Annotated in this window: 17 protein-coding genes; 11 read left to right on the plus strand and 6 right to left on the minus strand. The window is 68.6% G+C overall.

Annotated elements, in window-relative coordinates; genetic code table 11:
* Positions 1–58: 58 nt before the first annotated feature.
* The 3 genes from tsaD to IP78_RS12275 are packed head-to-tail and all read left to right on the plus strand — an operon-like array spanning position 59 to position 2,525.
* Positions 59–1,132: a tRNA (adenosine(37)-N6)-threonylcarbamoyltransferase complex transferase subunit TsaD gene (tsaD, locus tag IP78_RS12265; RefSeq protein ID WP_054112016.1), complete on the plus strand. Its 1,074-nt coding sequence runs from the start codon at positions 59–61 to the stop codon at positions 1,130–1,132.
* 20 nt (positions 1,133–1,152) lie between these two features.
* Positions 1,153–2,151 (plus strand): NAD(P)H-dependent glycerol-3-phosphate dehydrogenase, encoded by a 999-nt coding sequence (locus IP78_RS12270; protein ID WP_054111964.1) that lies wholly within the window; start codon positions 1,153–1,155, stop codon positions 2,149–2,151.
* Positions 2,148–2,525: a Rieske (2Fe-2S) protein gene (locus IP78_RS12275; protein WP_054111965.1), complete on the plus strand. Its 378-nt coding sequence runs from the start codon at positions 2,148–2,150 to the stop codon at positions 2,523–2,525. The genes IP78_RS12270 and IP78_RS12275 overlap by 4 nt, the downstream gene beginning before the upstream one ends.
* 1 nt (position 2,526) lies before the next feature.
* On the opposite strand, the gene IP78_RS12280 is transcribed toward IP78_RS12275, so the two are convergent.
* Positions 2,527–3,030: a phasin family protein gene (locus IP78_RS12280; RefSeq protein ID WP_082385035.1), complete on the minus strand. Its 504-nt coding sequence runs from the start codon at positions 3,028–3,030 to the stop codon at positions 2,527–2,529.
* 23 nt (positions 3,031–3,053) lie between these two features.
* Positions 3,054–3,806 (minus strand): creatininase family protein, encoded by a 753-nt coding sequence (locus IP78_RS12285; protein WP_054111966.1) that lies wholly within the window; start codon positions 3,804–3,806, stop codon positions 3,054–3,056.
* Between the two features lie 136 nt (positions 3,807–3,942).
* Here IP78_RS12285 and IP78_RS12290 point away from each other — a divergent pair, with 136 nt between their 5' ends.
* On the plus strand, positions 3,943–5,190 hold the full coding sequence (locus IP78_RS12290; protein WP_231681006.1) for an FAD-dependent oxidoreductase: 1,248 nt from the start codon (positions 3,943–3,945) through the stop codon (positions 5,188–5,190).
* Positions 5,187–6,035, plus strand: a complete 849-nt coding sequence (nth, locus tag IP78_RS12295; RefSeq protein ID WP_082385038.1) for an endonuclease III — start codon at positions 5,187–5,189, stop codon at positions 6,033–6,035. The genes IP78_RS12290 and nth overlap by 4 nt, the downstream gene beginning before the upstream one ends.
* Here nth and IP78_RS12300 read toward each other — a convergent pair.
* Entirely contained in the window at positions 5,966–6,889 is a 924-nt protein-coding gene (locus IP78_RS12300) for a RimK family alpha-L-glutamate ligase (RefSeq protein ID WP_231681007.1), read from the minus strand. The genes nth and IP78_RS12300 overlap by 70 nt on opposite strands.
* A gap of 28 nt (positions 6,890–6,917) precedes the next feature.
* Here IP78_RS12300 and IP78_RS12305 point away from each other — a divergent pair, with 28 nt between their 5' ends.
* The gene (locus tag IP78_RS12305) at positions 6,918–7,928 is read left to right on the plus strand and encodes an adenosine kinase (protein ID WP_054111968.1); all 1,011 of its coding nucleotides are present in this window, start codon (positions 6,918–6,920) and stop codon (positions 7,926–7,928) included.
* Here the strand turns inward: IP78_RS12305 and IP78_RS12310 are convergent.
* Genes IP78_RS12310 through IP78_RS12320 form a run of 3 tightly spaced genes read right to left on the minus strand, consistent with a single transcriptional unit; the run spans position 7,909 to position 9,278 of the window.
* The gene (locus tag IP78_RS12310; protein ID WP_054111969.1) at positions 7,909–8,472 is read right to left on the minus strand and encodes a Smr/MutS family protein; all 564 of its coding nucleotides are present in this window, start codon (positions 8,470–8,472) and stop codon (positions 7,909–7,911) included. The two genes, IP78_RS12305 and IP78_RS12310, sit on opposite strands and share 20 nt — an antisense overlap.
* Positions 8,473–8,475: 3 nt before the next feature.
* Positions 8,476–8,715, minus strand: a complete 240-nt coding sequence (locus IP78_RS12315; RefSeq protein WP_054111970.1) for a helix-turn-helix transcriptional regulator — start codon at positions 8,713–8,715, stop codon at positions 8,476–8,478.
* A gap of 38 nt (positions 8,716–8,753) precedes the next feature.
* The gene (locus tag IP78_RS12320) at positions 8,754–9,278 is read right to left on the minus strand and encodes a DUF2975 domain-containing protein (RefSeq protein ID WP_369814693.1); all 525 of its coding nucleotides are present in this window, start codon (positions 9,276–9,278) and stop codon (positions 8,754–8,756) included.
* Positions 9,279–9,948: 670 nt separating this feature from the next.
* Between IP78_RS12320 and rdgB the strand changes: the two genes are divergently transcribed.
* Genes rdgB through IP78_RS12345 form a run of 5 tightly spaced genes read left to right on the plus strand, consistent with a single transcriptional unit; the run spans position 9,949 to position 13,879 of the window.
* Positions 9,949–10,554: an RdgB/HAM1 family non-canonical purine NTP pyrophosphatase gene (gene rdgB, locus IP78_RS12325; protein ID WP_054111971.1), complete on the plus strand. Its 606-nt coding sequence runs from the start codon at positions 9,949–9,951 to the stop codon at positions 10,552–10,554.
* Positions 10,544–11,698, plus strand: coding sequence for a radical SAM family heme chaperone HemW (gene hemW, locus IP78_RS12330; RefSeq protein ID WP_054111972.1), 1,155 nt, complete (start codon positions 10,544–10,546; stop codon positions 11,696–11,698). Before rdgB ends, hemW begins: the two co-directional genes overlap by 11 nt.
* Positions 11,699–11,741: 43 nt before the next feature.
* Positions 11,742–12,617 carry a 16S rRNA (cytidine(1402)-2'-O)-methyltransferase gene (gene rsmI / locus IP78_RS12335; protein ID WP_054111973.1) on the plus strand — a complete coding sequence of 292 codons (876 nt, stop codon included), beginning with the start codon at positions 11,742–11,744 and terminating at the stop codon, positions 12,615–12,617.
* Positions 12,614–13,021, plus strand: coding sequence for a YraN family protein (locus tag IP78_RS12340; protein ID WP_054111974.1), 408 nt, complete (start codon positions 12,614–12,616; stop codon positions 13,019–13,021). Before rsmI ends, IP78_RS12340 begins: the two co-directional genes overlap by 4 nt.
* 42 nt (positions 13,022–13,063) lie before the next feature.
* Complete coding sequence (locus IP78_RS12345) at positions 13,064–13,879, plus strand: SirB1 family protein (protein ID WP_054111975.1); 816 nt, start codon at positions 13,064–13,066, stop codon at positions 13,877–13,879.
* The last annotated feature ends 5 nt before the right edge of the window (positions 13,880–13,884 follow it).

Genomic DNA, 13,884 nt, shown 5'->3' on the forward strand with positions numbered 1-13,884 from the left:
GAACTTCGATGACCTTAGCAGCGAAGCCGCCGCCGGGAAGGCGTTTTCGGATCAGCCTCTGACCATCCTCGGCATAGAGACGAGCTGCGACGAGACCGCGGCCTCGGTCGTGCGGTTGTCGCCACAGGGTGGAGCGGAGGTGCTGTCCTCGATCATCCACAGCCAGATCGACGACCATCAGGCCTATGGCGGCGTGGTCCCCGAGATCGCGGCGCGTAGCCACGTCGAGATGATCGAAGGCGTCGCCGCCCGCGCCATGTCCGAGGCCGGACTGGGCTATGGCGACCTGGATGGCGTCGGCGCGACCGCCGGGCCGGGGCTTGTCGGCGGGGTCATGGTCGGCCTGGGCTTCGGCAAGGCCGTTGCTCTGGCGCGGAGCCTGCCGTTCGTGGCGGTCAACCATCTGGAGGGCCATGCCGTCTCGGCGCGGCTGGGCGCGCGGGTCGACTATCCCTTCCTGCTGCTGCTGGTCTCGGGCGGGCACTGCCAGCTGCTGGAGGTGCGCGGTATCGGCGATATGAGCCGGCTGGGCACCACCATCGACGATGCTGCGGGCGAGGCCTTCGACAAGATCGCCAAGGCCATGGGGCTAGGTTACCCAGGCGGTCCGGCGCTGGAGCGGTTGGCGGCGAAAGGCGATGGGTCGCGTTTCGACCTGCCGAGGGCGCTGCTGGGTCGCAAGGATTGCGACTTTTCCTTCTCAGGGCTGAAGACAGCGGCCTCGCGGATCGCCCAGACGCTGGAGACAGAGCAGGACCGCGCCGACCTGGCCGATGCGGTCCAGAACGCCATCGCACGCCAGCTGGCCGAGCGGTCGGATCGGGCCATGGCGGATTATGCCGAGCGGCACGTCGCCAGGACCTTCGTCGTCGCCGGCGGGGTCGCGGCCAACAGGACCGTGCGTCGGGTGCTGGAAGAAGCGGCGGCCCGGCGCGGGTTCAGCTTTGTGGCCCCGCCGATGGCGTACTGCACTGACAACGCCGCCATGATCGCGCTGGCCGGTGCTGAGCGGCTCAGGCTGGGGCTGGTCTCGGACATAGATGCGCCGGCCCGGCCGCGTTGGCCGCTGGACGAAGCCCGTGCGATCGCCGACCCTGTGCATCCGACGGGGCGCAAGGGGGCCAAGGCCTGAGCCCGCATCAGGAATCAACGATGGAATTTCGCAAGGCGGGGGTGATCGGCGCGGGCGCCTGGGGCACGGCCCTTGCCCAGGTCTGCGCGCGGGCCGGTCTGGAGACGGTGCTTCAGGCCCGCGAGCCCGAAGTGGTCGAGAGCATCCGAGCCCGTCGCGTCAACGAGGCCTTCCTGCCGGGTGTGGAGCTGGAGCCGGGCATCTCGGTCACGCCGGACTTCGCGGACCTGTCGGACTGCGACCTGATCCTGGCCGTGTCGCCGGCCCAGTTCATGCGAGCGACCCTGACGGCGTTCGCGCCCCATGCCCGGGCCGATGCGCCCATCCTGCTGTGCTCCAAGGGTATCGAGCGCGGGTCGCTGAAGCTCATGACCCAGGTGCTGGCCGAGACGATCCCTGCCGCGCCGGCCGCCGTCCTCTCGGGCCCCAGTTTCGCCGCCGACGTGTCTCGGGGATTGCCGACTGCCGTGACTCTGGCCTGCGAGGATGCAGCGCTGGGCGAAGAGCTCATGGGGACGCTGTCGGCGCCGGGGTTCCGGCCCTATCTGGCGACCGATCTGATCGGTGCCGAGGTGGGAGGTGCGGTAAAAAATGTGCTCGCCATCGCCTGTGGCTTGTCCGAGGGTCGCGGGCTGGGCCGCAGCGCTCACGCAGCCCTCATCACGCGAGGCTTCGCCGAAATGACGCGGTTGGGTGTGGCGCTGGGCGCTGAGCCGCAGACGGTCGCGGGTCTGTGCGGCCTCGGCGACCTCGTCCTGACCTGTTCCAGCCCACAATCCCGGAACATGAGCCTTGGCCTCGCGCTCGGTCAGGGCCAGACGGTAGAGCAGGCGTTGGCAGGCAAGCGCTCGATCGCCGAGGGCTATGAGAGTGCGCCGGCCATGCGCGAACTCGCGGCTCGGGCCGGAGTGGAGATGCCGATTTGCGAGGGTGTGGCCGCGCTGCTGGCCGGCGAAACCACCGTCGACGGCCTGATCGAAGCGCTCCTGTCTCGCCCGCTGAAGTCCGAGCAGGGATGAGCGGGTCCGCCCCGACCGAGCGCAAGCGCGTCTGGACCACGCCGCCCGGCGTTGCGCTGTGCGCGCTGGACGACATCGCCGAGCCCGGCGCGCGCGGCTTCGTGCTCCAGATCGGCGAGGCCTATTTCCACGGTTTTGTCGTGCGCCAGGACGGCGAGATAGCGGGATGGCTCGATCGCTGTCCCCATGCGGGATTTTCCATCGCGGTGGAGCTGGACCGCTACCTGACCCCGGACGGAAGTCAGATCTTGTGCGGCTGGCACGGGGCGGTGTTCGAGCCCTTGACCGGTGCCTGCGTGGGCGGCCCTTGCGCGGGTGGAAAGCTGACGCCGTGGCCGGTGAAGGCCGAGGGCGGGCTGATCCGGACGGCCTAGGCTATTTCCTCAAACGCCGGGCATTTGCCGTCGCAGCGGCGTGGATGGGTTTCAGGGCCTCGGACTGGGCCTTCAGCAGTTCGGCGTTGACACTCAGCGCCTGGCTCGAGGCGCGGCTCCACCAGCCCATGGCCCAGGACATCTGAGCCAACAAGGCGGCCTGCGGGGTCTTTGCGGCTGCCATGGCGGAGGCGGCGCTGGCGGCATGACCCATCTCCTCCATCGCCGAGGCCGAGACGCGGGCGGTCAGGTCGCCCATGGCCCCGGCCAAAGCCGTGGCGGACGCCCCCATCGCCTCCAGCTTCTCGGTGCCCATCAGCGACATTTCGCGGATATCGGCCTTCATCGGATCGGCCAGGCCGTCGGCGAGGATGGTTATGCGCGCGGCGATGACCTCGGACGCCGCCCGCATCATGTCGGCGCCGTTCGCGGCATGGGTGGCGGCCCCTTCAGCCGTCGCGGTCACCTTGCGCGTCGCGCGGCCCACTTTCGTCGTCTTCGTCATGCCCCAGCCCTGCGCCCGTTTCGTCAGCCCGGCAAGACCTCGGCCGAGAAGTCGGCCACGTCCTTCAGCAGGGCGGTCACGGCCGCGTCGATGATCCGCTGGCCCTTCTCGGGGCTGGCCTGGGCGGGGTCGGAGCCGATGCGGCCGTCCGGGAAGCGGGCGCGGTAATCGAGCGCGTCCCGGATCGGGCCGCTGGGCGCGATCTTGGGCGAATACTCGGCGGTCTTGATCCGGTCCGGATAGGCGGCCTGCGTCACCGCGATCTCGGACGGCGTGGCGTGCATGCCGTGGCCGGTCGGAAAGATCGAATTGCACAGGCCGTTCACGCCCGGCAGGTCCCACCAGTTTCGGAGCTTCAGCACGTAGGGGCAGGGCTCCTCGGCGCAGCTCCATTCCGCGTAGAGCTCAGAGAACGTCGCCTCGATGGTCGAGACATTCCCGCCGTGGCCGTTCAGGAGATAGATCCGCTCGAAGCCGTGGCGGCTGAGCGAGCTGACCCAGTCGGTGATCGCCGCCATGAAGGTCGAGGGTCGCAAGCTGATGGTGCCCGCGAACGCCAGATGGTGCTGGGCCATGCCGATATTGAAGGTCGGAGCGACGATCAGGCTGTCGTCGGCCTTCTCGGCGGCGTGGGCGATAATCTCCGGGCACATCCAGTCGGTGCCGAGCAGGCCGGTGGGGCCATGTTGCTCGTTCGATCCGATCGGCACCACGACGGTCTTCGTGGACTTGAGACGGGCGTCGATCTCGGGCCAGGCGGAGAAGGCGATCAGCATGCGGAACTCTCGGGGTCGGTGACAGGCGGCCTTCCTACGCCCGTCCGCCCTGCGGCGTCGATGCCGACTTGCGTCGGGCGGACGAAACCGCATCTATCGCCTCGTGAATCGCCTCCCCGCCCCCATTGACGTCGCCGTGATCGGAGCGGGGGCCGCCGGCATCGCCGCGGCGCGGGCGCTGGTGAAGGCGGGCGTCTCGGTCGTCGTGCTGGAAGCCCGCGACCGGATCGGCGGTCGCGCGCATACGATCGGCTGGCAGGGCCACGGGCTCGATCTCGGTTGCGGCTGGCTGCATTCGGCCGACGAGAACCCGTTGGCGGATCGGGTCGAGCCGCTGGGCCTGACGCTGGACAAGACGCGCCCGCCCTGGCGCACCCAGGCGTTCAACCTTGGCCTGACGCCCGACGAGCAGCAGGCCTTCGGCGATGCCTTCGATGCCTTCGATGAACGAGTCGCCGAGGCCGCGCGGCGCGGCGAGGACCGGCCTGCATCCGACCTGTTCGTGCCCGGCGACCGTTGGAATCCGCGGATGGACGCCATCTCGGGCGCGCTCAACGGCGCGCGTTTCGCCGAGGTCTCGACGTTGGATTACGCTGCCTATCGCGACACGGGGGTCAATTGGCGGGTCGTCGAGGGATATGGCGCGCTGATTGAGCGGCTGGGACAGGGACTGCCGGTGGTCATGGACTGCGCGGTTCAGCGCATCGACCGGCGAGGGTCGACGCTCAAGATCGAGACAACGCGGGGCGTGATCGAGGCCCGGGCCTGCGTCCTGACCCTGCCGACGTCGGTCCTGGCGGCGGAGGGGGTACGGTTCGATCCGCCCCTGACGGACCTGATCGAGGCGGCGGCCGGCGCGCCGCTGGGCCTCGCTTCCAAGCTCCATATCGCGGTCGCAGGGGCCGAGGAGTTTCCGCCCGACGGCCAGCTATGGGGCCGGACTGACACCGCGTCGACCGGCGGCTATCACCTGCGGCCGTTCGGTCGGGCGATGATCGAGGGCTATTTCGGCGGGGATCTCGCCTGGGGGCTGGAGGGGGAAGGCGAGGTGGCCTTCTTCGACTTCGCCGCCAGCGAGCTGTCGGATCTGCTGGGCTCGAGCTTCCGCAAACGGCTGGAGCCCGTGTCGATGTCCATGTGGGGGGCCGATCCCTGGTCGCGGGGTGCCTATTCCCATGTCCTGCCCGGCCAGGCCGATCCAGCGACGGGCGCGCGGGCCCGTCTGAGACGTCCGGCGGAGGAGCGCATCTTTGTCGCAGGCGAGGCGACCTCGCCGGACTTCTACGGCACGGCGCACGGTGCCTGGACGGAGGGCGCGCGGGCAGCGACCGAGGCGCTGGCCCACCTGGGGTTCGAGACCCGCCCGGTCGAGGTCGAGGCATGAAGCCGCCTCGCTCCACCCTTCCCGCCAAGCCGAGGGCCCGCAAGCCCACCGCCAAGCGATCGACCGCGCCGCCCGCCCGTAAACCCGGCTCGGTCATGACCGGCGCGCCCGTGCCTGTCTTCGCCTGGCCGCCGGATGAAGACCGGGTCGAAGAAATCTTCGCGCGGCTTTCCCGCGTCATGCCCGAGCCGAAGACCGAGCTGCGGTTCCAGGATCCCTACACTCTGGTCGTCGCTGTCGCCCTTTCGGCCCAGGCGACCGACGTCTCGGTGAACAAGGCCACCGACAAGCTGTTCGCGGTGGCCTCGACGCCCCAGGCCATGCTGGCGCTGGGCGAGGAGGGGCTGGTGCCCTTCATCGCCTCCATTGGCCTCTATCGAAACAAGGCCAAGAACGTCATCGCGCTGAGCCGCATCATCCTGGAGCGGCACGGCGGGGTGACGCCATTGAACCGGGCCGATCTGCAGGCCCTGCCCGGCGTGGGCCGCAAGACCGCCAGCGTGGTGCTGAACGAACTCGGGATCGAGCCGGCGATCGCGGTGGACACCCACGTCTTTCGCATCTCGCATCGGCTGGGGCTGGCCAATGCGGCGACCGCCGACAAGGTCGAGGATCAACTGCACACCGTGGTGCCCGAGCCGTTTCTGGCCAAGGCGCACCACTGGCTTATCCTGCACGGCCGTTACACCTGCACGGCGCGAAAGCCCAACTGCGCGGGCTGTGTCATCTCGGACCTGTGTCCGTCGCGGGGCTTTCTGTTCGGTGCCGATGCGGCTCAGCCGACGACCAAGGCCGCGGCGGACTCAGCGAAGAGGCGGCCGGCGTCGGGAGCCTCTGACAGATAGAAGTCCGGCTCGATCAGCTCGGCCTCCATCAGCAGCCAGCGCCCTTCGTGCTCGACCATATCGATGCGGGCATAGAGGAGGTCTTCCTCAACGATGTCGAGAACGCGCGCGGCGAGGTCGAGGGCGGCGGCCGGCGGCTCGGCCACGGTCCGGTAGCGCCCGCCGAACTGGGACTGGATGCGGAAATCGCCGGGCGCGGCGGTCTTGAGCACCGCGTGGCTCAAGCGCCCGCCGAAGAAGAGCAGCGAGAGTTCTCCAGCCGTAGCCAGGTCCGGCAGGAAGGGCTGGATCATGGCCGAGCCCTCGGGTGCGTCGACCAGGCGCGCGCCGCGCGTGATCTTCTGCGTCTTCCACGCGCCACCTGACACGGTAGGTTTGACGATGAGCGTGTCGGTGCCGAAGCCGTCGAAGGCGGCCTCGATCTCGGCGGCCGTCACGCCGCTCGACCACCGCGTCGGCGGGACCGCCACGCCCCGCTGCTCGAACCTCGCGAGGTAGGTCTTGTCGGAGTTCCAGGCGAGGACGGAAGCGGCATTGGCGATGCGCACGCCGGCTTCAGCCCAAGCCCGCGTAGCCTGAAGCCACCGGGCGTGATGCTGGTGATAGCCCCACGCCAGCAGCGGCAGGACCAGTGGAAACTCCACAAGTTCCGAAGGGTCCTCGACATGGTCCGGCCACGCCATCGGTCTCACCGTCAGGTCGGCCATCGACAGGGCGGCGGCCAGACGCTCCATCACCTGAGGCCAGTGCGGACCATAGGTCCCATCATCGGCGGCGGGGGTCAGGACGGCGATCTCGATCATGGCGCAGGGCTTATAGTGTTCGTTGACGCGGACAAGCCGGGGCTGGCGCATGCGGCGTCGGGCCGCTAATGGCCGCGCCATGACACAGACCGCTTCCTATGACATCTGCGCCGTCGGCAACGCCATCGTCGACGTGCTGGCCCCTTGCGATCCCGGCTTCCTGACTGATCAGGGGCTGATGCCGGGTTCAATGTCGCTGGTCGACGAGAGCCAGAGCGCGGCGCTTTATGACGCCATGGCCGCGGGGGTCGAGGCATCGGGCGGGTCGGCCGGAAACACCGTGGCCGGCGTCGGCTCTTTCGGCGGCCGGGCGGCCTATCTCGGCAAGGTCGCGAAGGATCAACTGGGCGAGGTCTTTACCCATGACATCCGCGCGGCGGGCGTACATTTCGACACGCCTGCGCTGGAAGGCGGAGCGGGGACAGGCCGCTGCCTCATCAATGTCACGCCGGACGGCCAACGCACCATGTCCACCTTTCTGGGGGCCGCCAACCAGCTGACGGTCGCCGATATCGATGTCGACCTGATCGGCGACAGCGCCATCGTCTACCTCGAAGGTTATCTGTTCGATCCGGCTCCCGCGCGGGCGGCGTTCGAGGCGGCGGCGAAGGCCGCCCACGCGGCGGGCCGCAAGGTCGCCATCACCCTGTCGGATGCCTTCGTGGTCGGTCGCTGGCGGGCCGAGCTGCTCGATTTCATCCAGGCTTCGGCCGATATCGTTCTGGCCAATGAGGTCGAACTTCTTGCACTGTTCGAGACGGGCGACTTCGACGAGGCGGCTGAGCGGCTGTCGCAGATCGTCGAGGTCGCGGCCGTGACCCGGGGCGAGCATGGCTCTGTGATCCTGCGCGGTGAGGAGCGCGTGCGGGTTCCCGCCTTCGCGGTGGACCGCGTTGTCGACACGACCGGTGCCGGCGACCAGTACGCGGCGGGCTTTCTGCTGGGGTTGTCGCGCAACCTGTCTCTGGCGGACGCGGGGGCTCTGGGGTCGCTGGCGGCGGCCGAGGTGATCGCCCACTGGGGCCCGCGCCCCATGACCTCGCTTCACGAACTCGCCGAGCAGAAGGGCCTCAGGCTCCACGCCGCCTGAGGGTGACGTAGAAGGCCCCGTCGCCGCCGTGACGACGGTGAGCAGTAGCGAAGCCGGACACCACGCCCCGAAGGGCGTGGGACTGCAGCCATTCCTGGATCGAGGCGCGGATGATCCCGCCGCCGCGCCGCCCCTGGCCGGTGACGACCAGAACGGCGCGCAGGCCGCGCGCCTGGGCGCTCGTCAGAAAGGCCCGCAACTGGTCCTCGGCCTCGAAGCGACTGAAGCCGTGCAGGTCGATCGTCGCCTCGATCGGATCCCGTTCGCGCGACAGGCGTCGCTGGCGGCGGGGTTCCAGAGCCTCGGGGGTGCCATGCGCCGGGGTCGGGCGAGGCGTGGCGGCGATCGGGCCGGGACCGGCTTTCGCTGGACCAGGATGAGGTCGAGGCCTGATCGCCTGGGGTGGCTTCACCTCGACCGCCGCCGGTGCCTCCATGGCGATCCGCAAGGCCTTTCGGACGCGGGCGGGCGTGACCGAGCCGGACACGCGGGCCCATAGCCGACGGTCCTCGGCGCTGAGATCGGGCGGCGGGCGGCGGGCCACGCCTCAGGTCTCTTCGTCGTCGAGGTCGGGCTCGGGCGGGCCCGGCTCATAGGTCAGCAGGTCGCCGGGCTGGCAATCCAGCTCGCGGCACAGGGCATAGAGCGTCGTGAACCGGACCGCGCGCGCCTTCCCTGTCTTCAGGATCGACAGATTGGCGACCGTCACGCCGACGCGATCGGCCAGCTCTGTCAGCGACATGCGCCGTTCGACCAGAAGCCGGTCCAGTTGCACCTTGATGGCCATCTACCAGCCTCTCCCCGGGCTGCGAGTGTTGTCGCGGCTCATATGGTCAGCTCCGCTTCCCGGCGTAGCCGGGCACCTTCACGGAAGACCTCGGCGAGGACGAACACGACAAGGACAGAAAAGATCGGCGTCAGTAGTTCGCCAAAGCCCTGCGGCTCCATCACGCCGGGGGCGAGTCGGGCGGCGACGATGCCCTGGGCGACCCAGACGCCGCCTGTCACGACAGCGAGGATCACTCCGACCTGGCGAAGCCGGCGCACGTTCTCGGGCCGGAAGGGGTCGCCGATCGTCAGGGTGCGAAAGATCAGCCGCAGATTCCGCAGGATCATCAGGAACCCGCCAAAGTAGGCGGTCAAGGCCCCCACGCCGAACAGCAAAAGGGACCGCGTCAACGGTTGCTGGCGGCCACCTTCATCGTTGGAGACGGTGATGTTCAGATTGGCGATGGGAATGAAAACGGAGGCGAGCAGCAACAGCAGCAGAACCGCTGTGATGATCATCAGCAGCACGTAGGCCACGTCCAGCGCGATCTTCAGCAGGCTGGAGACGGACCCGGGTCCCAAGGTTCTGAAGGGAGTCCGGAACGGTACCTTGACGCCGATCCTCGGCATCCGGGGCGGACGCGGCAGAGCCTGGGCGGCATTTCGTCGTTCGGAAGGGGGCCGGTCGGTGGTCATCGGCGGTCTCTCGCCGGGGATCAGGCCGCGATGGCCGCGCGGGGTCCGGCGAACCCCGACGCGGCTCTATAGATCGCGTTCCTGGTCAATGGTCAAAAGCGCCTTACTCGCTTCGGGGGCTATCGCTCGGCTCGCGGAGCCTTGCAACTTGCGCCATCTTGGATGTCTCTGGTTCCGCACAAACCGTCGCTCAAGCAGCGAGCGATCGCGCGGCGAACAGTAGCGACGCTTAGAACGCCTGGATCAGGGTGGCGATCAGGGCAGTAGGCAGAGCGGCCAGCATGGCGACCTGGACCAGCAGGCTGCCGACCTTGTCGAGCATCAGCGAGGCGTTCAGGGTGGTCATCGTATCTTTCCTTCGATCCTGAGAGCGGGTCATTTGTTGCCCGCTTTCTTCGCCACAGGGGTTCGATTTGCTCGTTTCGATCAAACCGGGGAACGTTGTGGCCTCCGTTCGTGAGAACATAGATAGGCCGTGCAAGGCCGACTTGCACGTTACATATCGTTTAACGATATTAAACTTCGGCAATGGAATGTTTCTGATCCGGGAGTTTGCGTGAATCTCAAGCTTATCAAGGGGATGCGGATCGTCGCGGCCACTCACAACGCCGGGAAGGCTCGCGAAATCCACGCACTTCTGGACGGACATTACGAGGTGGTCACCGCGGGCGAGCTGAAATTGCCCGAACCCGCGGAGACCGAGACAACTTTTGTCGGCAACGCCATGCTGAAAGCGCGCCATGCTGCTGATCGCTCGGGCGAGATCTGCCTGGCCGACGATTCCGGCCTGTCTGTGGTCGCTCTGGACGGCGCGCCGGGCATCTTCTCCGCGCGGTGGGGCGGGCCCGAGAAGGACTTCGGCCTCGCCATGCGGAAGATCGAGGAACGGCTGGAGGATCTGGGCGCGACGGATCGCTCAGCCTTCTTCACCTCGGCGTTGGCCGTGGCTTGGCCGAATGGCCCCTGTGTCGTGGTCGAAGGCCGCGTCGATGGCCGCCTCACCTTTCCACCGCGCGGCGAGCGGGGCTTCGGCTACGACCCCATCTTCATCCTGGACGGCCACCACCAGACCTTCGGCGAGATGGACCCGGCCCTGAAGGACAGCCTCAGTCACCGCGCCGTCGCCTTCCGAAAGCTGAAGGCCGCGCTCATTGACGGATGACCGGCCAAACGGGGTCGCCGTCTACGTCCACTGGCCCTATTGCGCCCGCATCTGTCCCTACTGCGACTTCAACGTCGTCAAGGACCGAGGGTGGCGCGAAGAGCAGGCGGCGCTGGTCCAGGCGATCCTGACCGACCTGGAGTCCCAGGCGGCGCAGTCAAGCGTGCGCCCCCTCGCGTCGATCTTCTTTGGCGGCGGCACCCCGTCCCTGATGCGGCCGGAGGATGTGGCGGCCGTGGTCGCGACGGCGAGGCGGCTGTTTCCTTTGGCAGAGCCGGTCGAGATCACGCTGGAGGCCAATCCGACCGACGCCGAGGCCGGCCACTTCGCAGCCCTCGCCGGGGCCGGCGTCAATCGTGTGTCGCTGGGGGTCCAGTCGCTGGACGACGGCGATCTCGCCTTCCTCGGCCGCAATCACTCGGCAGCGGAGGCCCGGCGGGCCATCGCCGTGGCTGGCGATGTCTTCGAGCGCCTGTCCATCGACCTCATCTACGCCCTGCCCGGCCAGACGGTCGATCAATGGAGGGCGGCGATCACAGAGGCCGTGGCTCTCGGCTTCGAGCACGTCTCGCCCTACCAACTGACCCTAGAGCCGATGACCGCCTTCGGCCGCGCCTTCGCGCGAGGGGCTCTGATTCCGCCGTGCGAGGATACCGCCGCCGATCTCTATGAGGCGACGCAGGCCACGCTCAAGGCGGCCGGATTCGAAGCCTATGAGGTGTCCAACCACGCCCGGAGTGAAGCGGCGCAGTCAGTTCACAATCTGCATGTCTGGAGGGGCGGCGACTATATCGGCGTCGGCCCGGGCGCGCATGGCCGAGTGACCGTCGGCGGAGCCCGGACCGCGACCGTCGCCCACAGAAGGATCGCTGACTATGTCGCGGGCGTCGCCTCTGGGGCGACGTGGAGCGAAAGCGCAACACTGGACCGGCGTGAGGCGGCCGAGGAGCGGCTGCTGCTGGGTCTCCGGACCAGCGAGGGCGTACCCCTTTCACTTCTTGGGCCGCTCGGTCTCGACCCGGCGACATGGCCGTTGAAGGGTCTGTTCGAAGAAGGCTTCGTGACGGTCGCTGGAGGTCGTCTTGCCGCGACCGCCAAGGGCCGCCCTGTGCTGGATGCCGTTCTGAAGGCACTCCTGACCTGAGCCTCGCCTTGCCCCGTCGTCGCCCCGCTGGCACGGTCCGACGATGACCGAGGCCCCCCTGTTTCCGCCCAACGCGCCGCCACCCCGGCGGGTGTCGTCGGGGCTGTATCTGGTCTCGACCCCCATCGGAAACCTCAGGGACATGACATTGCGGGCGCTCGACGTGCTCGCCGCCGCCGATCTCGTCCTCGCCGAGGACACGCGCGTCACCGCCAAGCTGCTCTCCGCCTATGGCCTCAAGGCGCGGCTGGAACGCTGCGACGACCATGCCTCGGCCCGCGCGGCCGAAATCGCTGTCGAGAGGGTGGCGGCCGGCGAGGTCGTCGCCTTGGTCTCGGACGCGGGGACGCCGATGGTTTCGGACCCTGGCTTCGTCGTCGCGCGCGCCGTGATCGCGGCGGGTCTCCCCGTCCATCCGATCCCGGGCGCCTCCAGCTTGCTGGCTGCGCTGGTGCTGTCGGGCCTGCCGGCGGATCGGGTGACTTTCGTCGGCTTCTTGCCGCCCAAGTCAGTGGGACGGATCGGCACCCTGACCGAACTGAAGGCGGGCAGCCAGACGCTGGTCTTCTTTGAGAGCGGGCCGCGCCTGAGGGCCAGCCTGACCGATATGGCCGCCGTGCTTGGACCACGCCCCGCCGCCGTGTGCCGCGAACTGACCAAGCTCTACGAGACCTGCGTGCGGGGGACTTTGGCGGAGCTGGCGGTCGCGCCGACGCTCGATGCGCCCAGGGGCGAGATTGTGGTCGTGGTCGGACCGGGCGCGGTCGAGACCGCCAGCGCGGCCGACGCCGACGCGGCCCTGACCGAGGCCTTGACGCGGCTGGCACCCGGCGAGGCCGCCTCGGAAGTGTCACGCGCGCTGGACCTGCCCAGAAAGTCGCTGTACCGGCGCGCGCTCGAGCTGCAGGGCCGGGGATGAAGCGCCCTAGGGTCGCCCGGCCCCGTCTGCCACGCGCCGCCAAGGCGGGCTGGCGTCAGGCGGCGGGCGGCGCGGCCTTTAGGGACGGTCATGGGGCGGAGTGGATCGCCGCCGCCTGGCTGATGCTCAAGGGCTATCGCATCCTCGGCTTTCGACTGAAGGCGCCTGGCGCGGAGATCGATATTCTCGCCAAGAAGGCGAGCGTTCTCGCCGTCGTCGAGGTCAAGCAACGGCGAACCATCGAGGCGGCCGAGAGCGCCCTGTCACCCGATCAACGCGAGAGATTGCGTCTCGCCGGAGAAAGACTGTTGCGGCAAAGACCCGGTCTGAAGGGATTTCGTCTCCGCCTGGACACGGTCACGCTGGTCTCCGGAAAACTTCCGCGCCATCGTCGCGGTCTGTAGTTTCTCGGATATCGGGAACGGGTCGTCGGGAGGGGCGTCGCCGTGACACGCGAGGAGGCGGAGGACCGGCTGAGCGTCGCCGGACAGGGCGACGATGACGCCTTTCCGCTGCTGGATGCCGCCATCGCCTGCGCCATGCACGACGTGCCCTTCCGCGACGCCGGGGCCGTGCGACGTCTCGCGGACGCGGCGGCTGAACGCCTGTCGGAACGGATCCAGACCGAGAGCCCGGACGATGCCCTGGCCGAGACCATGGCCGCCGACCTGCGGCTGAATGGCGATCTCCTGCGCCATGACGATCCGGCCAACACCGACGTCATCGACATCGCCGAGCGTCGGCGCGGCCTTTCGGTGGCCCTGGCGGTCCTCTACCTAGACGCCGCGCGGCGGGTAGGGCTGAAAGCGGCGGGCGTCGATTTCCCCAATCACTTCCTGCTGCGGGTCGAGACGCCGGCGGGCCCGGTGGCGCTGGATCCCTTCAGTCACGGGCGGGTCGTCATGCCGTCGGAGCTGACCCGGCGGGCGCTGAGGGCCGGACTGACGCCGCATGTGGCGGATCGGCTGGACGTGCTGATGGCCCCGGTCAGCGATCGCCAGGCCTTGATCCGGCTCCAGAACGTGCTGTTCAGCCGGGCCATCAAGGCCGAGGACTATGAGACCGCCGAGCGGTCAGCGGTCCGCCGCGCCCTGCTTGATCCCGAGGATCACCGACCTTGGCTCGACGTCGCCGCGGCGCGAGAAAAGCAGGGCGCACTTACAGGGGCCATCGACGCGCTCGCCCGCGCCCGTGCCGTCTCTGACGAGTCCGCACCGGTGCCCGAGGTCGCCTTCGACCGGCTGAGGATGCGGCTGAATTAGGTTTC

The sequence above is a fragment of the Brevundimonas sp. AAP58 genome (genome assembly GCF_001295975.1).
GTDB lineage: Bacteria > Pseudomonadota > Alphaproteobacteria > Caulobacterales > Caulobacteraceae > Brevundimonas.

What these genes read in the sequence shown, in the direction of transcription:
- IP78_RS12270 (WP_054111964.1), top strand. Translation starts at nt 1,153, where the DNA reads ATGGAATTTCGCAAGGCGGGGGTGATCGGCGCGGGCGCCTGGGGCACG.
- IP78_RS12275 (WP_054111965.1), top strand. Translation starts at nt 2,148, where the DNA reads ATGAGCGGGTCCGCCCCGACCGAGCGCAAGCGCGTCTGGACCACGCCG.
- IP78_RS12280 (WP_082385035.1), bottom strand. Translation starts at nt 3,030, where the DNA reads ATGACGAAGACGACGAAAGTGGGCCGCGCGACGCGCAAGGTGACCGCG.
- IP78_RS12285 (WP_054111966.1), bottom strand. Translation starts at nt 3,806, where the DNA reads ATGCTGATCGCCTTCTCCGCCTGGCCCGAGATCGACGCCCGTCTCAAG.
- nth (WP_082385038.1), top strand. Translation starts at nt 5,187, where the DNA reads ATGAAGCCGCCTCGCTCCACCCTTCCCGCCAAGCCGAGGGCCCGCAAG.
- IP78_RS12300 (WP_231681007.1), bottom strand. Translation starts at nt 6,889, where the DNA reads ATGCGCCAGCCCCGGCTTGTCCGCGTCAACGAACACTATAAGCCCTGC.
- IP78_RS12305 (WP_054111968.1), top strand. Translation starts at nt 6,918, where the DNA reads ATGACACAGACCGCTTCCTATGACATCTGCGCCGTCGGCAACGCCATC.
- IP78_RS12315 (WP_054111970.1), bottom strand. Translation starts at nt 8,715, where the DNA reads ATGGCCATCAAGGTGCAACTGGACCGGCTTCTGGTCGAACGGCGCATG.
- rsmI (WP_054111973.1), top strand. Translation starts at nt 11,742, where the DNA reads ATGACCGAGGCCCCCCTGTTTCCGCCCAACGCGCCGCCACCCCGGCGG.
- IP78_RS12340 (WP_054111974.1), top strand. Translation starts at nt 12,614, where the DNA reads ATGAAGCGCCCTAGGGTCGCCCGGCCCCGTCTGCCACGCGCCGCCAAG.